Origin of the sequence: Aureispira sp. CCB-QB1 (assembly GCF_000724545.1) — a bacterium.
In the GTDB taxonomy this organism is placed as follows: Bacteria; Bacteroidota; Bacteroidia; order Chitinophagales; family Saprospiraceae; genus Aureispira.
In genome coordinates, this window is the sequence record NZ_JHBV01000016.1 from 188,352 (window position 1) to 209,900 (window position 21,549).

16 protein-coding genes are annotated in these 21,549 nt (G+C 36.0%); 8 read left to right on the forward strand and 8 right to left on the reverse strand.

Features of this window, described 5'->3' with window-relative positions; all coding sequences use genetic code 11:
- Positions 1 to 97: 97 nt before the first annotated feature.
- The gene (locus CG11_RS07360) at positions 98 to 1,381 is read left to right on the forward strand and encodes an adenylosuccinate synthase (protein WP_052594661.1); all 1,284 of its coding nucleotides are present in this window, start codon (positions 98 to 100) and stop codon (positions 1,379 to 1,381) included.
- A 146-nt stretch (positions 1,382 to 1,527) separates the two neighbouring features.
- On the opposite strand, the gene CG11_RS07365 is transcribed toward CG11_RS07360, so the two are convergent.
- The 3 genes from CG11_RS07365 to CG11_RS07375 form a co-directional block, all read right to left on the reverse strand.
- Positions 1,528 to 2,652: a hypothetical protein gene (locus CG11_RS07365; RefSeq protein ID WP_052594664.1), complete on the reverse strand. Its 1,125-nt coding sequence runs from the start codon at positions 2,650 to 2,652 to the stop codon at positions 1,528 to 1,530.
- Between the two features lie 135 nt (positions 2,653 to 2,787).
- Positions 2,788 to 3,096, reverse strand: a complete 309-nt coding sequence (locus CG11_RS07370; RefSeq protein ID WP_052594666.1) for a hypothetical protein — start codon at positions 3,094 to 3,096, stop codon at positions 2,788 to 2,790.
- 167 nt (positions 3,097 to 3,263) lie between these two features.
- Complete coding sequence (locus tag CG11_RS07375) at positions 3,264 to 3,875, reverse strand: phosphopantothenoylcysteine decarboxylase (protein ID WP_052594668.1); 612 nt, start codon at positions 3,873 to 3,875, stop codon at positions 3,264 to 3,266.
- A gap of 148 nt (positions 3,876 to 4,023) precedes the next feature.
- Here CG11_RS07375 and CG11_RS07380 point away from each other — a divergent pair, with 148 nt between their 5' ends.
- A complete protein-coding gene (locus tag CG11_RS07380; protein WP_052594670.1) occupies positions 4,024 to 5,301 on the forward strand; it encodes an SH3 domain-containing protein in 1,278 nt (425 codons plus the stop codon).
- 15 nt (positions 5,302 to 5,316) lie between these two features.
- Positions 5,317 to 5,982, forward strand: coding sequence for a DUF547 domain-containing protein (locus CG11_RS07385; protein WP_052594672.1), 666 nt, complete (start codon positions 5,317 to 5,319; stop codon positions 5,980 to 5,982).
- Here the strand turns inward: CG11_RS07385 and CG11_RS07390 are convergent.
- The 5 genes from CG11_RS07390 to CG11_RS07410 all read right to left on the reverse strand — a co-directional run bounded on the left by CG11_RS07390 (position 5,969) and on the right by CG11_RS07410 (position 12,856).
- The gene (locus CG11_RS07390) at positions 5,969 to 7,291 is read right to left on the reverse strand and encodes an anthranilate synthase component I family protein (RefSeq protein WP_063833041.1); all 1,323 of its coding nucleotides are present in this window, start codon (positions 7,289 to 7,291) and stop codon (positions 5,969 to 5,971) included. The genes CG11_RS07385 and CG11_RS07390 overlap by 14 nt on opposite strands.
- Before the next feature lie 157 nt (positions 7,292 to 7,448).
- A complete protein-coding gene (locus CG11_RS07395) occupies positions 7,449 to 8,207 on the reverse strand; it encodes a DUF4290 domain-containing protein (RefSeq protein ID WP_052594674.1) in 759 nt (252 codons plus the stop codon).
- An 8-nt stretch (positions 8,208 to 8,215) separates the two neighbouring features.
- The gene (glmS, locus tag CG11_RS07400) at positions 8,216 to 10,057 is read right to left on the reverse strand and encodes a glutamine--fructose-6-phosphate transaminase (isomerizing) (protein ID WP_052594676.1); all 1,842 of its coding nucleotides are present in this window, start codon (positions 10,055 to 10,057) and stop codon (positions 8,216 to 8,218) included.
- 372 nt (positions 10,058 to 10,429) lie between these two features.
- Positions 10,430 to 11,773, reverse strand: a complete 1,344-nt coding sequence (locus CG11_RS07405; protein ID WP_081909491.1) for a DUF4270 family protein — start codon at positions 11,771 to 11,773, stop codon at positions 10,430 to 10,432.
- Positions 11,774 to 12,052: 279 nt separating this feature from the next.
- Positions 12,053 to 12,856 carry a glycogen/starch synthase gene (locus CG11_RS07410; protein WP_052594679.1) on the reverse strand — a complete coding sequence of 268 codons (804 nt, stop codon included), beginning with the start codon at positions 12,854 to 12,856 and terminating at the stop codon, positions 12,053 to 12,055.
- A gap of 250 nt (positions 12,857 to 13,106) precedes the next feature.
- Here CG11_RS07410 and panC point away from each other — a divergent pair, with 250 nt between their 5' ends.
- The 5 genes from panC to CG11_RS07435 all read left to right on the forward strand — a co-directional run bounded on the left by panC (position 13,107) and on the right by CG11_RS07435 (position 21,182).
- Positions 13,107 to 13,958: a pantoate--beta-alanine ligase gene (panC, locus tag CG11_RS07415; RefSeq protein ID WP_052594681.1), complete on the forward strand. Its 852-nt coding sequence runs from the start codon at positions 13,107 to 13,109 to the stop codon at positions 13,956 to 13,958.
- 1 nt (position 13,959) lies between these two features.
- Positions 13,960 to 18,078 carry a DEAD/DEAH box helicase gene (locus tag CG11_RS07420; protein WP_052594683.1) on the forward strand — a complete coding sequence of 1,373 codons (4,119 nt, stop codon included), beginning with the start codon at positions 13,960 to 13,962 and terminating at the stop codon, positions 18,076 to 18,078.
- Positions 18,079 to 18,382: 304 nt separating this feature from the next.
- Entirely contained in the window at positions 18,383 to 19,090 is a 708-nt protein-coding gene (locus tag CG11_RS07425) for an inorganic pyrophosphatase (protein ID WP_052594684.1), read from the forward strand.
- Positions 19,091 to 19,259: 169 nt separating this feature from the next.
- On the forward strand, positions 19,260 to 20,069 hold the full coding sequence (locus CG11_RS07430) for an inositol monophosphatase family protein (RefSeq protein ID WP_052594686.1): 810 nt from the start codon (positions 19,260 to 19,262) through the stop codon (positions 20,067 to 20,069).
- Between the two features lie 141 nt (positions 20,070 to 20,210).
- Positions 20,211 to 21,182, forward strand: a complete 972-nt coding sequence (locus CG11_RS07435; RefSeq protein ID WP_052594688.1) for a polyprenyl synthetase family protein — start codon at positions 20,211 to 20,213, stop codon at positions 21,180 to 21,182.
- Positions 21,183 to 21,549: the final 367 nt, after the last annotated feature.

A 21,549-nucleotide genomic window follows, 5' to 3' on the forward strand; every position in this document is an offset into this window, starting at 1 on the left:
ATTGGTTTTGAAGAATATAAATTTCAAACCTATTCTTAGGCAAATACACACGAACAAAAAATATTAACCGATTAAATTATTAAAATCACTGTTAAACATGGTAGATGTATTATTAGGTTTGCAATGGGGAGACGAAGGAAAGGGTAAAATCGTTGATTATTTAGCGTCTAAGTACGACATTGTTGCTCGCTTCCAAGGAGGTCCCAATGCTGGTCACACATTGTATCTAGATGACAAAAAGTATGTATTGCACACCATTCCTTCTGGAATCTTTAGAGCCGATGTTCAGAATGTTATTGGAAATGGTGTCGTCATTGATCCAACAATCCTTTGCAAAGAAATTGACCAACTATCTACTGCAGGAGTGGAATTTTTGAGCCGCTTGTATATTGCCAGAAAAGCACACTTAATCCTTCCTTCTCATCGCTTCTTAGATGCAGTGATGGAAGCTGCAAAAGGTGATGGAAAAATTGGTTCTACCCTAAAAGGGATTGGTCCAACCTATACGGATAAAATTGCTCGACATGGTCTTCGCATAGGAGATATCTTTTTATCTGATTTTCAAGAACGTTATAACAAACTTAAAGAAAATCATTTGCGTATGGCTTCTGCCTATCCTTCTGTTGATTTTGACTTAGAGGGAGAAGAAAAAGTTTGGATGGCGTCTATTGAGCGTTTAAGAAAATTGCAATTTGTAGATTCTGCCTATTTTATTAACAAAGCAATCAAAGCTGGAAAAAAAGTATTGGCAGAGGGTGCACAGGGTTCTATGCTAGATATTGATTATGGTACCTATCCTTTTGTAACTTCATCTAATACAATTACATCTGGTGTTTGTAATGGTCTGGGAATTGCGCCTCAAAAAATTGGTGAAGTGATTGGTATCACCAAAGCCTATTGTACTCGTGTTGGAGGTGGACCTTTTCCAACAGAACTACACGGTGCAACAGGTGAAGAAATTAGAAAAGCTGGTGGAGAATTTGGAGCTACAACAGGACGTCCTAGACGCTGTGGTTGGATCGATTTGCCTCAGTTAAAATATACTATTATGATTAATGGTGTTACTCAGTTAGTCATGACCAAAGCAGATGTGTTGGATAAATTTGATGAAGTGTCTGCTGCAACGGCTTACGAAACAGAAAATGGGATCACCGATGAATTGCCATTTGATATGGTTACGAATTGTCCTAAACCTGTCTACAAAGCTTACAAAGGTTGGAAAAAAGACTTGACAGGAATTCGAAACTTTGGAGATTTTCCTACAGAATTACAAGAGTACGTACAAGAGATGGAAAGTATGTTAGAAATACCATTTTCTATTATCTCTGTCGGTCCAGGAAGAGAACAATTGGTCTTAAGACCAGAAACTACAATGGCTTAAAGAATTGTTCAAGGCTCTGGCACTAAACAAAACTATTTTTATGGTGCGATTTCTTTTGATCATTGACAAAAATTCTATTAGTCCTTTGTAGACATAAGAAAAGTCCCTCGTGAAAAAATTCAGGAGGGACTTTCTGCTTTTATAAACTAGGCAACCTTTTTTTGTAGAATTTGGTTGACATACTTTGCTTTAAACTTTTTGGGTCCAGTTTTTTTCAAAACATACGAAGTGGCTTTAAACAACAAGGCTTGCTTTGCCTTTTTTCTTCGTTTTTTATTCATTAAGATAACATCTTTGATGATCTTTTGAATGTCATTCACTTCATCAGAGGTAGCAACTCGCTTTAGTTTTTTCTCATAATAAGAATTCGCTAAGGTTTCTGCTAAGCTTTTCTTACTCTGTTTGGTTGCCAAAGATAATTGATAAAACTTCTTTTTATTTTTTACCAACTCCTTATAGGACTTGTTAAATTTTTTCTGAATTTGCTTCGCTGTTTTTTTATACAACTTTTCGGTAGATGAAAAAACTTGATTCAATTCTTTCACCCTTTCCAAGTCTTTTTTTGTAGTTCTACCCTTTTTGATATTTTTTGCTACTTTCTTCACCGAATCACTGGAAGATAAAGCTTTAAGGTCCTTAAACTTTTGCCCCAATTCCTTTGCCTCATCTTGCTTTTCCTTCTTATATTTTTCGACTACCTTCTTTTTCTTTTCCTCTGTTACTTTAGGAGTTGTCCCTGTTTCTGGTTGAGTAGAAGAACCAGTATCCTTTGTCTTAGTTTCTTGCTCAGGCTGTTTGCCATCGGATACACCTACAGCTCCTACAACCGTCTTGTCTTCTCCTCCATCTTTGGTACTAATTGTAATCTTGGGATTCGCATTTTTAATAGCGTTATCCAAATAAGCTTTTGCCTTAGGAGGAATTTTGCTCAATCCTTTGCTTCGATTAATACTTAACATCAAGTGATCTCCTTGACGCGTGCAAGTCCCCACCACCATAAAATCCTTTTGTTTCTTTCCTGGCGACACTTCCGAGTCTCGGAATTTTTTCCAAGTAGCTTCTCCATCTTTGGGTTCACCTAATAACAAGAAAGGCAATTTGGCGCTCTTTTTTTCATCTAGTCCCGCATAAACATGGTTCAACAAAAGCGAAAAAGGCACGGTTTCACCATCTTTCAGTTTCTCTTTTAAGATCACTTTCAATGCTTTCGCATAAATCTGAGCTTTAATGGTTTTTAGCTTCGCTACCGTAAAAGGATTTCTTACAGGCATAATATTGATATAATTGGAGCAAATACTTAGAATTCTCACCTAAGATCACTCTGTGATGGATTAAAATTTAACGTATGAATATCTAACGCAATTTAATAAAAATATTAGACTTGTGCAAACAAGAATTCAACTGAACTATTCCATTTCTGTACTATCTGGCTCTTCTTGGTTCTTGTTCCAGTATTTTTTGAATTTATCGGATGCTTTTTCAACCAATTCAGTTCCCTTTTCTGTTGCCTTTTTATTGGCATATTCTTTTAAATGAGCCAATTCAGCTCTGTATTCTGTCTCCCACTTTTCTTGAAGCACCTCATAATGCTTCCTCGCTTCTTCTTTAGCGGCCTCTATTTTCTGATCAACATAATAATTTACCCCAATAAGACACACACACATCGTTACCAAACAACCTACTATCAAACCTATAATAAAACTTTTTTTATCCATTTCGTACTTTGTTAACAAGACCATTACATAATACACACAGCCATTACGACTTCGCTGTTAGATAAACTTCTCTTCTCTTAGAATGGTTCCTATTTAGCGAATAAAGTACTTATATCTTTGAATGCTTTAAACTCTAAAGCATTTCTGGAAGGATCTAAAAAATGGGTTTATTTTAGTCTCAAAATTTCTTCGACCAAATAATTTAGAACGTCTAGCCGATTGCTGGACTCTATCAATCGTTCGTTGTTGGAATTGACCAATAAATTGTATCGAGTCAGCGTATCATTGGCCAATACCAAATCTCCTTTAGATTCTGACAGCATTCTATAAGCAGCAGCTTGCTGTTGGTCGGGACTAAAACTAGTTGTTGTTTTGAATCCAACTAAAAATAGATCTGGACGTTGTACTTTTATATTGGCAATGAGTTTATCACTTGCCGTTAACTCCATCTGTTGATTGCCTTCTCTAGATTGCAACCGCTGAGCATGTTTACCAGAAGCCACCGTTCCTATCCTTCCCTCATAATCACACAAGGCAACATTCATAATAATACCATCTAAAGTTGTATCTTTTAGGGCATCATTTAGGAACTCCTTTACATCTTCATTCGTTTCCAAAGCAGAAGATGCCTCTGCCATTTTGGTTAACATCAACTTTGAATTGGGTAAATGATCATGCAACCAACGTGCTGTTGTACCAAAAGCAGGGGCGGCAATTGACAAATGATTTCGAACATGATAAAAGGTACCACCACCCAAAATTAAAATAGATTTACTCATAATTTTAATAGTTTGAATTCTTTATGAACCATGTCAACTAGTTGTTATTATCAACGTACTTATTTTCCTATAAAAAGGGCATCCCATACAATTTTCATGAACAAGATGAAGTTTGTATCTTTACCAAACACTCTAAATATAACTAATAATGAGAACATCCTACGTCCGATTCTTCTTTTTTATTGTACTCTCTATTTATTTCTACTCTTGTGACAATCAAGAAACTACACCTTTGACCAATACACAAACACCTGTAACGCTAACTCAAGAAGCCCCCCCTCGTCGATTTATGGAAACCATAACCCGTCGATTGAGAGTTCGAGAAACGCCCGACTTAGAAGGAACGGTACTCCATATTTTGAGTGATGGTGTTTTAGTTGAATTTTTATACGACAGCACCAATTTTACCACTGAAATTATTTACAATCGTAAAACCTACAACGCCCACTGGTACAAAATACAGACAGAAGAAAAAATAGAAGGTTGGGTCTATGCTGCCTTTGTTCAATTTCTTCCCAAAGAACAAAATCAAAAGGTAGTTATTCAGCGAGAGACAGCCGAATTATTAGAAGCAGCTAATGAGGAACGTCCTGAATTTACTAAAAAGCAGCAAAAACAAATGCAAGAACCCGTTAATGAAGGGTCCATTACCAACTATAAAAATTATCTAGCAAATTTAGATCGCAGTAATCCTAACTCTATTGGTCAAGCAATTAATCGTTTTACAACCTTGTTTATCAATCATACCAACGAAAATACACGTGATGCTGCTTATATTGCTTTTCATAACTTTTATACAAATGTCCTAAAAACGCTGCAAAATTCTACCAATATGAACCAATATCAACATTTGGCGACAGAAATAAAACGTTACCAACGTGCTACGATGCAAAGCGATGCTTTTACACGTAGTCTTGCTGCCAATGGAATCAATTTTGGGCTTAAAAATGGACAGGTAGTATTAGCAGAGGATGTCGATTTTTTATATCGAGTTTTTTATAGAGAGTGCTCTATTCCCATGCGGGCATATATGAATCAATATCAATTGGAGGTTCCTAACTTTTGGTTAGACAATGAAACATTATTGATTGCACCTAAAGAATTGGCTCGATGGACTTTATCTTGGAATTACTTTGTTGCCACTTATCCAGATTTTGTTTGGCATGCTGATGCCAAGCGACGATTAGACAAACAATTAAATATTTTATTGCAAGGCACCGAAAAAACGCCCGCTTTTGATCCCCAAACCTATATCCTAAAAGCTGAATTCCTACAAGCTTATCGACACATTACAGACAACTATCCAGAATCTAAAATAGGTCGTACCTTCACGGAATATGTCCAAACATTAAAACGCAACGACTGGAAAATATCATCTACTGTTACAGAAGCACAGAACAAAGTGCTTCGATTATTGGTTTTGTAGAAAAAAGATAGTGATATGTTTCAGCACAAAAAGTTCTCTCAAGATTTTAAACGATTCAAAACCCAATATCTAGATGGAGAAACTCTAGATCAAAACACGATTCAAGAATATCTAAAGACCTTGGCAACGGTAAATTTGAAAACACTTCAAGAAGATAAAGCTAAAATTGCCTTTTGGATCAATGTTTACAATGGCTTAACTAATTATTGGATTATCAAAAAAGGCATTCAAAAAAGTATGTTAGAAAAGCCATTTTTGGTAATGCGTTCAAAAGTAATTATTGGCGGGCATTCATTTTCTTTGGATGATATAGAGCATGGTATCCTACGAAAAAATCGCAAATCTTTGTACAAACTATTCAAGCAATTTTCTGGGCGAGATTCTCGCCGAGAGTTGATTGTTGATCAACTAGATTATCGCATTCATTTTGCTCTAAATTGTGGTGCAAAGTCGTGTCCTCCTATTGCTTACTATGATGAACATTTCTTAGATCAGCAGCTAAAAATAGCCGAGGAAAGTTTTGTTGAACAAGAATTTTTGGTTGATACCACTTCTAAAACAATTCATTGTTCCAAAATATTTTGGCTGTACAAAAAAGATTTTCAACAAGTTTATATCAATGCTCCTCAATATAAAAATTATAAAATTCGTTACCGAAAATATGATTTTAGTGTACACTAGAAGTTGTTCTATCCAAGGTCGAAATCCCTAATGCTTCTAACATCGTTTTAGCTTTTAACAAACACTCCTCATACTCTGCTTCAGGTTCTGAGTCGTATACAATTGCCCCACCAACTTGAAAAGATAAATACTGCTTGCTGCGATTATACAACAAGGAACGAATAACCACATTAAAGTCAAAGTCTCCATTAGGGGTAACATAACCAACCGCGCCAGAATAAATGCCTCGTTTCGTTTTCTCATATTCCTCTATCAATTCCATACTAATCACCTTTGGAGCGCCAGTCATAGATCCCATCGGAAATGTTGCCTCTAATGCATCTACCCAGTTTTTATGCTCCTGCAACTCACCTACCACTGTCGAAATCATTTGGTAGACTCTCTCGAAACCATAAATTCCAAATAATTCGGCTACTTGAATTGTTCCCGTCTGACAAACTTTGGTCAGGTCATTTCGCACCAAATCTACGATCATGACATTTTCTGCTTGATCTTTGATACTTGCTCTCAGTTGGTGCTTCAATACTTCATCTTCTTCTTGACTTTGTCCCCGCTTAATCGTTCCTTTAATGGGCTGAGAAATTAACTGATTCCCTCGTTTACACAAAAATCGCTCTGGGCTTCCACAAAGCAAATGTTGGTCTTTTATTTGATAATAGGTAGCAAAAGGAGCCTTTGCAATTTGATTCATTGTATCGAAAAGCCTCACAGGGTTTATAGACACATTTTCTGCAAAAAACTCTTGGCAAAAATTCATCTCATAAGTATCACCATCTATAATATGCTGTCGAATTTGATGAATGGTATCCATATACGCATCCTTTGAAAACATTTGTTGAATAGAAATCATTGAATTCTCAGCATTATCATCAGTACTAGAAAAATCTTTAATCGCCTTCCAAATCTTTTTTGGAGATTCTTGTTTAGATAAAATTTCTAAAGTTCCGTCTTGATTAAAAAGAAACAAATAACTAGGCACAAAGAAATACAATTCAGGAAATTCTAAAACATCTTTATTTTGGGATGTTAATGCTTCTACGTCATTTTTCAAATCATAACTCAGATGTCCAAACAACCATTCTTGATTCTCTTTGGCAAAAGCTTGCAAGCACTGAAAAGCATTTCCTGATCTTTTAAGGCAAAGTTCTTTTTCTGCCCCAACAGCAATTAAAGCCTCGTAGGCACTATATTGATCGGCTTGATAATAATTACTATCTAAGTAGCAAATAACTTCGGACTGTTTTTCTGCCCATTTCAAAATTTGGCGTTTGACTACTATTGTCTCTTTAACTGTTAATACCATTGTCATAAAGTGCCTGTTATAGAAAAAGCTACTTCACGGTTTGAAGTAGCTTTTAGTTTATTTTTACATTCGTTCATCCTCTTAGGAAAACATACCTGAGCAACAAACTGAATTGATGAGTCGTTTTGAACTCAATCTTTTAAAGAAGATAATAACTGTTTAGTTAACGTTTTCTATTACGCTGATTTTTGCTTTTACTACCATTGGTAGACGTTCGTCTAGAATTTTTGTTTTTACTAGAGTTACTTTTTGAGCTTTTTTTAGAACTTGTATGACGACTAGACTTGGTTCTTCCTGTATTGTTGCTTGCTCCGCTATTCCCTCCTGTTTTGGTTTTGCGAGGAGAAACCAAAGAATCAATATTAGTACCTTTGGGTACTTCTAATTCTCCCTTTGCCAATCGAGCAAATTCCTTAAAAATCACCTCATCGTTAACATTCTCTCTATTCCAAGTTTTGTATGACATTTTCATGTAAGCAGCGATAACCGTAATATATGCCTCTTGTTTTTCTTTGTCCTCCATTTGCTTGGCCTTCTCAATCATAATCCGAACGTTTCGACCATAGTGACGCAAACGCTTGGTATTTTGTGGATAAGCTACTTGGTCTGGCTTGCGTTTTGTTCGTGCATCAGGCAAGTTTTCTGGCAGATCGACATCTAATTCATAATTTGCCATCTTTAAAACATGTGACCATACTTTTAATCTGTAATCATCCAAATTTCTAGTATGAGGATGCATCGCCATAATCAAGTTAACTACTTTTTCGATGTACACTTGACGTTCTTCTCGATCTTCTATTTGCTTGGCTCTATTAATCAAGTTTTGAGTATTACGTCCATACTCTCGGATCAACAGATTTTCTTTTTGAGTATTATAATCAGCCATTTTTTTGGCTGTAGGTATCTTATAGTCGTTGTTCATAATATTTTTTATTCTACCGTAACGGATTTTGCTAAATTTCTAGGTTGATCAACATTGCAACCTCTTAGAACAGCAATATGATAGGCTAATAATTGTAATGGGATAACAGATAGTAGAGGCACCAAAGGTTCTGCTGTTTGCGGAATTTCAATAACATGATCTGCTATTTGAGGGATATGATCGTCACCTTCTGTAATAATAGCCAATACTTTACCTTTGCGAGCTTTTACTTCTTGGATATTACTAATTACTTTTTCACGAGTACTACCATTCGTTGCAATAATGACAACAGGCATATTTTCATCAATCAAAGCAATAGGACCATGTTTCATTTCTGCAGCTGGATATCCCTCTGCGTGAATATACGAAATTTCTTTCAATTTCAAGGCTCCCTCTAAAGCGATTGGGAAATTATAACCACGTCCTAGATAAAGAGCATTTTCTGCATCCTTCCATAAATTAGCAATATACTTAATTTTGGCATCTTGCTCGACTACTTTTTTCAATTTTGCAGGTAGCGTATCCAACTCATTCAATAATTGAAAGTAGTAGGACTGAGAGATGGTTCCCTTATTGTGTGCCAATTGAAGTGCCATCAAAGTCAACAGAGTTACCTGCCCTGTAAAAGCTTTAGTCGAAGCCACTCCTATTTCTGGTCCTGCATGAATATAAGATCCTGCATTCGTAATTCTAGCAATAGAAGAACCAACAACATTACAAATACCATAGGTCAATGCTTCTTTTTCTATCGCCAAATCCAATGCTGCCAATGTATCCGCAGTTTCTCCAGATTGAGAAATAGCAATTACAACATCTTTGTTGGTAATAATAGGATTTCTATACCTAAATTCCGAAGCATACTCCACTTCTGTTGGAATACGTGCCAAGTCTTCGAACAAATATTCTCCAATCAAACCTGCAATCCAAGACGTCCCACAAGCAATAATAATTAGTCGATCCGCATTTTTGATACGATTCTCAAATTCAGCAACGCCACCTAATGTAATCAAACCTTTTTTGACGTTCAAGCGACCACGCATAGCATCTGCCATTGTAGTAGGTTGCTGGTGAATTTCCTTAAGCATATAGTGCTCATATCCACCTTTTTCAATCGCCTCAATTTCCATATTTAGATGCTGAATAAAAGGCGTTTGAATTTCGTTGTCAATAGTTTTCAAAGTCAATTCACCTGCTCTATTCAGCGTAACAATTTCTTCTTCCTTAATGTAGACAACATTTTTGGTGTACTCAACAATTGGAGAAGCATCTGAAGCTAGAAAAAATTCTTTTTCTCCAATTCCCACTACCAAAGGACTTCCTTTTCTAGCAGCCACAATTTTATTTGGTTCTTTCTTACTCAAAACCACAATCGCATAAGCGCCTACAACTTTTGTCAAAGCAATACGAACAGCTTCTGCAATACCTACATTTTCTTTCGCTTGAATTGTTTCGATTAAATGCACCAATACTTCTGTATCTGTATCAGATGTAAAGGTATGTCCCTCCTTCTCTAGGGCTGTTTTAATCGAGTCATAATTTTCAATAATTCCATTGTGAATAATAGAAATGTCTCTATCTCCTGATAAATGAGGATGTGCATTTACATCATTCGGTTCTCCATGTGTTGCCCAGCGTGTATGCCCCATACCTACTGATCCTGATACATCTTTTCCTTCTGTAAAAGCAATTAAATCGTTTACTTTACCTTTTTTCTTATAAACGGTTAATTCTTCGTCTTTTAGCAATGCCACTCCAGCGCTATCATACCCTCTATATTCCAATCTTTGCAAACCTTTAATAAGGATCGGATAGGCATCTCTAGCGCCTATATAAGCTACAATTCCACACATATTTTTTTATTTAAAGTGGTTGGGACAAATCAGACTAATGAAGAAGTTTGTCCAAATTTTAAGTAAATGCTCTAATCGTTGTTCTTTGTCCGTTGGCAACAATAATTATTGCCTTGTAATGTCTTGGTTTTTCCTATCAATTTATCGACTTGCATTGAAATCCAAATCCCATATTGGGCTACAACGGACAATATTCTACCATAAACACTTTTTCTCAAAAGAGCTTAAATGCAAAGTTTGATCCTATCAAGAAAATACTTTAACAATTTATTTATAGTAGAATTTATTGAAAATTTTTCTTCAAACGAAAAACTCTAATGAGAGCCTATTAAACAGTTTTTTTGCTCAACAAGTTTAATAGGCTCTCAAAAACTATTGGATTTTGGTATAGGTCAAATAAAGCTTAGCTCCCTTAATGCTTTTTTCATTCATTAACGAAACACGTTCAGGATCTAAAGCAGATGGAAGTGTTAAATAAATTGCACGTTCCAATGTTGTTCCATTTACAATGGCTTGCATTTCTTCAGAAATAAACATTCTGTATACAAGATTTTTATTTCCCGTATCTTCTAATACGCCACCAAACAAGAAATAAGATTGAGCACGATTGATAGAAGTTACAATATCATCAACAACAACCAAATTACCACCTAAATCTTTGATTTTGGCAACTAATTGAATTGGTTCTGGAAAAGCATTTGTTCCAGTATCTGCAACAGGGAATACAAGCTCTGCTTTGTTGATAATAACATTTCCTAAATTCCCAACGTAAGGGAATACTACTTTAGTATGCAAACCGTCCAAACCTTGTACATAAACTACTGTATCTGTTGTCAAATTGTCTGTCAAGGTAGTTGGGTGCGTATGATTAAAAGAAGAGACAACTTCTGCATCTTCATTTGTCAAAAACTCAAATGTTTTTGCAACACTTCCTGAGTTTGAGGTATCGGTATAATGCAAGGTTAATTTTGTCAGAGCATTTTTCGACTTAAATCGAATAATACTTGCATTAGTAGGGTTGTTACTTGAAGGGCGAATGTGTATTCCTTTAAACCAATCCTTAAATTTGGTATTGCTCTCATAAATATCAACACCTGTACTTTGTGGATTTAAAAATAGTTCTCCCAAATCAATTCCTGCTTGATCATCCAAACGAATTCTCAAATGAGGATCTAGTGTAGTACTACCAGAGGTAATTTTAAGGGTATCGTTAGGTTTAAATTGAAAATTTGATTTCAACAAATTTCCATCTGTCATAAAAGTTTTGTCCGATTTATAAACCGTCCCTTCTTCTATATTTTCCAATACACGAGCAATCTCCCAACTTTGTGTAACCGTAGCTGGCTTATTGGTTCTAAATTCACCATAGTGCCCCACATCCTCATATGCCAATGACAATACTAAGGAATCAAAAACAGCATTAGGGAAAACCGCCCCCGTGTTATTTAGGCGGAAATTCATATAAATAGAAGCAACCGATTCGCCCCACTCGGTATCTGTATACGAACCACATGTCATGACGGTTCTATTCGAGGTTTCTATTGGATCTGCTTCTTGTGTAGTTAATTTGATTGTACAGGTATCTGTATAAAGAATATCTGATTGTTCTTGTTCTACTAGTGACAAACCTATTTCGCTAGACTTGCTACATCCCATAGCAGAAAATAACCCTACTGCCAACATACTGTACAGTAGGGATTTTAGATTATATTCCATGTAATTTGTAAGAATTTTTTTGATTGAAAATATTGGGGGTATGTTTATCTACCTAGTATAACGGTTCTACTACAAAGAGTAGTTGGTTTTCTCCAATATTTTAGGTATAATATTAACATTCGTTTTTGACTTGCATCGTATTATTAAGTATCATAATACCTCATAAATAAGCAATCTAAAAGATTTGGTTGGCCAGACATCGTTTCTGTCTATGCTTTCTTTTTAACAACTATTTACTTACATCAAGTCTCTTGAATCCAATTGATTCTCAATGTATAATTATACGTTTTCTTCTGTTGCTCCCAATAATTCTTCGTAAAATTCTAAATATCTATTCGTCAATTCTGCTTGATGGGGCAAGAATGGCTCTGCGATATTGTCAGTAGGTACATCTTCTAGACCAATAATAGTTCCTTCTGCAAACTTAGATGCTCCTGCATTCAAATCTAAAACGCCATTGATTAAGTACGCATCTGTAATATCGCTCAAATGATTGACATCCATTTTCTCTTTGAACGCTGGTGCAAATGCTTGATTTGCTTGGTCTGCATGGTAAGCAGAGTACACCACTTGTGCGTTTTGGAAAATTGGTTCGTTTTGGTAAGTAGTTTTTAGCAACGCTGGCAATAAGCTAGTCATCCAACCGTGTGCATGAACAATATCAGGAGCCCACCCAAACTTCTTCACAGTTTCTACTACTCCTCTACAGAAGAAGATGGTGCGATCTAGATTATCTTCAAAAAACTGGTCTTTTGCATCATTAAACACTTGCTTGCGTTTAAAGAATTCTTCATTATCCAAGAAATACACTTGCATTCTTGTTCCTGGCAAAGAAGCTACTTTGATAATTAGAGGATAATCGTCATCATCTACATTAATATTCATCCCTGACAAACGAACCACCTCATGAAGGCGATGTCTTCTCTCATTGATAGTTCCAAACTTAGGCATCAAGATTCGAACCTCCACTCCATTCTCTTGAATAAACTGAGAGTACTCGCGTACAATTTCAGATATTTGAGAAAGAATTGTATACGGTTTCATCTCTTGAGTTACTATCAATATTCTTTTCTTATCAGCCATAAAACTACTCGTTCTAAAAATTTAGTAAAAAAATCTTTCAAGAAAACACAAAAAGAATCTGTTTCTCGATTTGCAAATTTACGAAAAAAATACCAATTTGCCCCATTAAACCTGTTTCTTATGGTTTAATTAATTAATTTTCCCCGTTTTAAGACCTTCTTATCCTTTGTTTTTGGGACAAAAAGGAACAAAATCAACACATTTTTATTATATTCTTTCAAATAGCGTCCCATAATTTTCGCTTCTCCTTATGTATATTTTTAAGACGGTTCAAGATTTACAACACTATATACGCACACAGAAAAAACAAACAAAAAAAATTGGATTGGTTCCAACAATGGGAGCTTTGCACTTAGGGCATTTAAGTTTAATTCAAAGAGCTTTTCAAGATTGCGACCTTGTTGTTTGTTCTATTTTTGTTAATCCAACTCAGTTTGGCGATGCAGAAGATTTGGAAAAATATCCTCGCCCTATAGAAAGTGATATCGAAAAATTAGAAAAAATAGGCTGTTCTGCCTTATTTTTGCCTGATGTAACAGAAGTTTATCCCAAAGATTTGATTTCCCCAACTTTTGATTTGTCAGGATTAGACAAAACGATGGAAGGGGCACACCGACCTGGTCACTTTGCAGGAGTAGTCGAAGTCGTGCATCGCTTGTTGGATATTGCACAACCAGACTACTTGTATATGGGACAAAAAGATTATCAGCAGTTTGCTATCATCAAACACATGCTTGGGCTGATGAATTCCTCTATTCAGTTGGTCAGAGTGCCTATTGTAAGAGAAGAAGATGGTTTGGCAATGAGCTCTAGGAATGTTCGGTTGAGTCCTGAAGGAAGAATCAAAGCACAGCTAATTTCCCAAATGCTATTTGAAGCCAAGAAACATGCTATCCATATGTCTCTTGAAGAAGTCAAACAACAAGCATTGGCATTTATCAACCAACACCAATTAGAAGTTGATTATTTTACAATAATAGATGGAGACAGTCTCGAAATCATTGATTCTTTTGATAAAGCTACTATAGTTACAGCTTGTACTACGGTTCGTGTAGATGGTGTTCGGTTATTGGACAATATAATCCTCAGAGAAAGTATCTAATATGATGAGTAAGATTGAAGACATTCGCAAAAAATATCAATCCCTAAATAACACACAAAAAGACTTGGTCAAACTACTGGCACTCATTGACAGTCCAGAAAACAAAGCCAAGATTTTGCAGATCTGTTTGAAGGCAAAACTAAAAGCCACCAATAAACAATCTTACAATGTAATTACTTTGGGACAAAGCCTAGAATTGTTAAGAGAGGCTCATTTGATTAAGAAAAACTTAGATCAAAAATTCCAAATTCACCCAGAAGTTTATCATTTTGCCATCCAGCAAGCAATAAGCGATAAGCGACTCAATGCGTTACGCAAAGCGGTTACCGATGTTTTCCCTGGTTTAGAAAACCCTTATCAAGCTTATCGATATCCGAACGAGGTTATCCGAGATGCCTCCTTTGCATTGTATCAAGACGATTATTCAACTTTTCAGAAAGCTGTTCAAACCTTACAAAAAGATAGTTCGTTTTATATCGAAACACTTTACAAGAAATTATTTATTGAGCGGTATGGTATTAATAACATTCCAAACCTTTCGCCTAAATTTCAATTCGAGTTCTACAAATCTCAATTGGGAGCAATGATCATTGCCCTAAAAGATGTTAACGAGCCGCTCAAAAACATTCAAAAAATTGCTTCTACCCTAAAAGGTAAAGACTTGGACTTAGTCTACCATTACCTAAGCTTACATGCCTTGTTAAAAGGCGATTGGGCAACAGTAAAAAAACTATGGGAAGGCAAAGATTCTATCAACGCGCTTAAGTTCAAAGGTTGGCTGTATTTTGCTCAAGGATACAACATAAAAGCGCTCAATAGGTATGAAAAAGCCTTAAAAGATTATCGCAAAAAAGAAAAATCGTTAAAAACTTACTTTGACGACTACCATGGTGTCATTTTTATTCTAGCACTATTAAAGGATCACAATACCAAACACATTCCAATGATTAAGAACTTTTTTAAAGAAGTTTTTTCTCATAATATTAGTAATGTGTACCTCTATTTAGGAGCCATTGTTGATAACTTACAAGAGAATCCTACTAGAGCACAAGAATTATTCGAGCAAGAGCATTTGTATTATAACTTACACGGATTGCTCTACCTTTATGCACAGTATTGGACACAAAAGTTTGCCCCAAAATGGGAGAACTATGCCCTTACGCTACAACACAAAGCCATTAAAAATGGATACTATTGGGTGGCTTACAACGTAGCGGTACTGATGCAAGAAATTAGCACCAATCGAAAAGAGTTTTACGCAACCAAGACAGAGGAATTGCAAGAGATTTTAGGTCCTGTTCCATCTTTAATGGATGTTATTGGTCTTCAAGAAGATTGGGAAGTTGCCTTACAGGCACTAGAAGCACTTCATGGACAAAATGTTACTACACAAACACATTTGCAAAGTCGGTTGATTTGGTTGGTTGATTTTGAACGGGACATTATACAACCCAAAATACAGCGTATCAATAAAAATGGAAGTTGGTCAAAGGGACGGAATGCTGGCTTAGATAAACTGGTAGAAGGCTCTGTCTTGGAAGCGACCCCACACGATATGCGGGTTATCAATACCATTACCAAGTCTTCGGGCTATTATAATAATAGTGCCTATGGCTTCCACTCTCCTTCCAAAACGTTTATGACCTTGGTTGATCATCCGCTATTATTTTTATACAAATCTCCTGATGTCGCCTGTGAATTGCGTCAAGGGTTGGTTGAATTGGTTGTCAAAGAAACAACCGAAGGTTACTCTATTAGCCCTTCCATTAGTATCAAACACGAAGGCGTTTATATTGTCAAAGAAACTCCTACTCGCTATCAGTTGATTCAAGTCAGTGAAAAACAAGTTCAATTAGCCCAAGCTATTGGAGGTAAAAGTTTGGAAATTCCTTTTAAGGGTAAAGAACAATTGGAACGCACGCTATCTGGTTTGTCTACCATTATGCCTCTACAATCGGACTTAGAGTTTCAAAATGACAACATACCTTCTGTTGAACCTGACCCTCGTATTTATGTACACTTATTGCCTGTGGGCGAAGGTTTTGATGTAGAGTTCTTTGTCAAACCGTTTCAAGTCGCTGCTCCTTATTTTAAACCTGGCAAAGGCTCTGCTCGTGTAGTGACTAAAATAGAAGCGATCCGCACACAAACAAAACGGGATTTGGAAGCAGAAATACAAGCATTAGGTACCTTAATTGACGCCTCCCCAACATTAACGAACAACAAGCCTATAGAAGATAACTTGTGGCAGTTGGAAAATCCGCATAGTTGCTTAAAACTGTTGCACGAATTAGAACCGTTTAGAGCGGAGAATTTGATTGTGATAGAATGGCCAAAAGGAGAGCAGCTTAAAATTAAGCAACAGATTGATTTTTCTAATGTCAAGTTGACAATTAGCAAAGAAAATGATTGGTTTGGCATTTCTGGTACGGTTCAGGTAAACGAAAATTTGGTATTGGATATGCGTCAATTGCTCAATATGATGCAGCAGCAACAATCAGAGTTCATTGAATTGGATGATGGGCAATTTTTAGCTTTGAGCAAAGAGTTGCAAAATCGCTTAGATAGCATTTATAAATTTACAGACGATGAAGGGAAAATACATCCATTGGCAAGCTTTGCGTTTGAAGATTTAACTGACGAGATTGAAACTATTGATATTGATAATAGTTGGGTAGACCATATTAATCGTTTAAAAAGCATTGAGCAAAAAACATTTTTGCCACCACAAGATCTTCAGGCAACGTTACGAAGTTATCAAACAGAAGGATTTCAGTGGTTGTCAAAACTAGCAGAATGGGGAGTCGGAGCTTGTTTGGCCGATGATATGGGACTTGGAAAAACCATCCAAGCATTAACCGTCATTTTAAACCGCAGTAGCAAAGGACCTAGTTTGGTCGTTGCACCTGCTTCCGTTTGCCGAAACTGGATTAAGGAAATTGAAAAATTTGCCCCCAAATTAACTCCTATTCTTTTTAGTGAGAGTGACCGAAAACAAAGCATAGAAAACGCTTCTGCTGATGATGTTTTGATTACAACTTATGGATTGTTGCAAACAGAGAGTGACTTATTTAGCACTCGTACATTTGAGACCATTGTTTTAGACGAAGCGCAAGCAATAAAAAATAGCAATGCAAAGCGCTCTCAAGCAGCTATGAAGTTGAAAGGTAATTTTAAAATTATTACCACAGGTACGCCTATTGAAAATCACTTGGGTGAGTTGTGGAATTTATTCCGCTTTATCAATCCTGGCTTGCTTGGTAGCTTAAAAGGTTTTAGAGATCGTTTTGCTATTCCTATAGAGAAAGATAGAGACACCGATACTCAAAAACAATTGCAGTTATTGATTCGTCCATTTATTCTTAGACGACACAAAAAAGATGTCTTAACAGAATTGCCCGAAAAAACAGAAATAGTACTAAGTGTTGACTTGTCTAAAGAGGAACAAGCGTTTTATGAAGCCTTGCGTAGAAATGCTGTGGAGAGCTTAGAAAAAGATACGCAACAACAAGCAGGAACGCAACACCTCAAAGTCTTGGCTCAGATTATGCGCTTGCGCCGTGCCTGTTGTAATCCTCAATTAGTAGATCCTAATTCTAATTTAAAAAGCTCAAAATTAGAACTCTTTGGAGAAATTGTAGAGGAATTAATCAGCAATGGACACAAAGCATTGGTTTTTAGCCAATTTGTTGGACATTTACAACTAATTGAACAATACGTTCGAGAGAAAAACATTAGTTATCAATATTTGGATGGACAAACTCCAACCAAAAAACGACAAGAGCGTATTGATGCTTTTCAAACAGGCGAGGGCGAGTTGTTCTTAATTAGTCTAAAAGCAGGAGGAACAGGATTAAATTTAACCGCAGCAGACTATGTAATTCACATGGACCCTTGGTGGAATCCTGCGGTCGAAGATCAGGCTTCAGATAGAGCCCATCGTATTGGTCAGCAGCGCCCAGTAACAGTTTATCGCTTGATTACTGAAAATACAATCGAAGAGAAAATTATCAAGTTGCATGAAGACAAAAGAGATTTGGCAGATTCCTTATTAGAAGGAACAGATGCTAGTTCAAAACTCTCAGCGGCAGACTTATTAGATTTGATTAAAAATAATTAGGTATCAAATATTTCTTACTGCTTACTAAGTAGAGAAATTCTTTTTGCCTAATACTCAAATATTTCCGATATAGAGTACAAATCCTGTCTGTACTCTATTTTCTATCAAACTGTTACAAAAAACAATAAGCTTTTAGATATAGTCTAAAACAAAAATTGTAAATTTGCAAATTGAGACGGGGCTTAAATCGTTTTAGATTGAGGAATTTTATAAATAGAATTTCCTTGATGCTTATACTTTCTAAACAAAATGCCCCTCTTTAAATTATTTTATAGCACAGATACTTTAAATTTTATTGAAAATTATGGCTAACGATAAGCTCCACGATATTTGGAATAGATTTGGAAAACGTTACAAAGCACATCCTTGGCATGGTGTTAATATTGGAGCAGGCGCTCCTGAAGTTGTTCGTTGCTACATTGAGGTAGTTCCTGGAGATCAAATGAAATACGAAATTTGTAAAGAAAGCGGTTATTTAATGATTGACCGCCCTAATAAATTTTCTAACAATATTCCTGTTCCTTACGGTTTGATTCCTCGTACTTATTCTGCTGAAGCGATGGCAGAATTTTGCATGCAGCAAACTGGTAGAACAGATATTGTTGGCGATGGCGACCCTTTAGATGTATGTGTATTGATGGATAGAGCCTTGACACACGGTGATCTATTGTTAGATGCTATCGTTGTTGGTGGTTTCCGTATGATTGATGGTGGCGAAGCGGATGATAAAATTGTTGCTGTGTTAAAAGGTGATCATACCTACGGTGACATCAAAGACATCAAAGATTGTCCAGAAAAACTAATCAAACGCATCAAACATTACTTCTTAACGTATAAAGAAGATCCTGATAATAAAGATAGCGTTAAAGAAGTAGAAATTACACATACCTATGGTAGAGAAGAAGCTTTAGAGGTTGTCCGCAGAAGTCAGCAAGACTATGAAACACACTTTGGTTCTTTGGATCAAGATTTAGCCAAAACATTAGCCGAAGCATTAAATGTTAATGCTTAGTTCTTAATAAAGATTAATACAGATATTTAAAGAGTTGTTCTATATTTTTAGGGCAGCTCTTTTTATTTTTGATTATTAGCGGGTCATAAACGATTACTTATAATTTGAAAGGAATGCCCTAATCTCATTTAAAACAATTTGCATTCTAACCTTACAAACAAATCATTCAATGAACTTAGAAAAGATTTGCCAACAAACTTGTCAATTAAGCCTTGAAGTAGGGAAATTCCTACAAGCAGAATTGGGAAAAGTCAAAAGTCAAGAAATTGAACACAAGCAGTTGAATCACTTAGTTAGCTATGTTGATAAAACATCTGAACAGAAATTGATTGATGGTTTGAGTCAATTTTTGCCAGATGCTGCTTTCTTGGCTGAAGAAGAAACCGTGGCACATGAAGACAAAGACTGGCAATGGATTATTGATCCTCTAGATGGCACGACCAACTTTTTGCATCAGTTGCCTTTTTTTGCCATTAGTATCGCATTGCAGTACCAAAAAGAAACCGTTTTAGGAGTCGTGCATGAAGTCAATCATCAAGAGACATTTTATAGCTGGAAAGGGGCAGAAACGGCATTTTTAAATCAGCAAAAAATCAAGGTTAGCACCACCTCAACCCTAGAACAGTCTTTATTAGCAACAGGTTTTCCTTATTATGACTTTGAGCAAATGGACGCTTACTTAGCCATGATAAAACCTCTGATGTTGGGAACAAGAGGATTAAGGAGGTTTGGTTCTGCGGCATTGGACTTGGCATATGTTGCCTGTGGGCGTTTTGATGGTTATTTTGAATATAGCTTATCGCCTTGGGATGTTGCAGCAGGAGCTTTCATTGTCCAACAAGCAGGTGGTTTGGTTGGCGACTTTTCAGGCGAGCAGAACTTTATTTATGGAAGGGAAATTGTAGCAGGCAACCCTATGATTTATCAACATTTAATTCATGCAACTAAAAAACACTTCAAGCCCAACCTGCCTGCTTAAGCATTGGTCTGTTAGATTGAAATTAGCTATAAATAAAAAAAATTCTTAACTTGTTTTATCTTAAAACATCTTGTGCTAATTCTTAAAAGGAATACGCCTTAGTTAACCATAAATAATTTTCACACCAGCAATTTTTAAAAAATGGATATACATCAGTTGTTTAAAACCTACCAAAAAGACAATAATTTTGCACAGCACACCCCTAGAGAACTTTACGAACCCATTGATTACATTTTGTCTTTAGGTGGCAAACAAATCCGTCCACTTTTAGCATTAATGGCTTGTCAATTGTTTACAAAAGAAGTTAGTGTAGCCCTCCCTGTTGCCTATGCCGTTGAGATTTTTCATAATTTTTCGTTGGTACACGACGACATTATGGATGAATCTCCAATCCGAAGAGGTCAACCTTCGGTTCATAAAAAATTTGATACCAATACGGCTATTTTAGCTGGTGACGTTATGTTGGTCTATGCTTACGACCACCTTAGCAAAGTAGCTCCAGAAATTCTCCCCACCCTCCTTCCTGTCTTTAACGAAGTAGCTATTGGGGTTTGTGAAGGGCAACAAATGGATGTTAACTTTGAAACGCAACCTACTGTAAGCCTTCCTGAGTATACAAAGATGATTGAATTAAAAACATCTATTTTGCTATATGGAGCCATGAAAATGGGCGCTTTAGTAGGTGGTGCTTCGCTAGAAGAAGCAGAACTGATTGGAGAGTTTGGACGAAATATGGGCATTGCCTTTCAGATGCAAGATGATTGGTTGGACACCTTTGGAACTCAAGCAAAAGTAGGAAAACGCATTGGTGGCGACATTATTCAAAATAAAAAAACGGCTTTGGTTATTAAAGCATTAGAACTAGCAGACAAAGCAACTCAACAAGAATTGAATCAACTCTTATCTAGTACACCTAGACCAGAAAAAGAAGCTGCCAAAATAGAACGTGTAACAGAAATTTTCAGAGCATTAGGTATTCCTGATGAGATGAAAAAAATTATGGCTATTTATAAAGAAAAGGCGATACACAATTTAAACTTGCTGAAAGTTTCAGAGGAAGCCAAAAAACCTTTGTATGCTTTCTTGGATATGTTGATGGAGCGAGAGCACTAAAACGCAGGTTCTAACCCATTTTTTTTGCAAGATCTAATCTAGCAGATAAGCTATTTTTATCAAGAATAAAGAAACTCTTTCCAATAATGTTGGGGAGAGTTTTTTGTTTTTTGTCAAAACATGATCAGAATTTTTTACTACCTAAATACATTTTTCTTAATTTTTTTGTCACACTGTCTACCTTATTGAGATATAACTCAATGAAAAGGCCTTTTCGATATACATAATTTAATAACGTAAACATCAATGAATTTTAGTTCATAATTTTAATGGTTATCAAGTTTGTTTTGTTGGGTTATTCTCCTTTCAAAATACCTTTTCTATTAAAAATTTGCTACTCAAGTTTTTTAATCTAAGTAAAATTCAA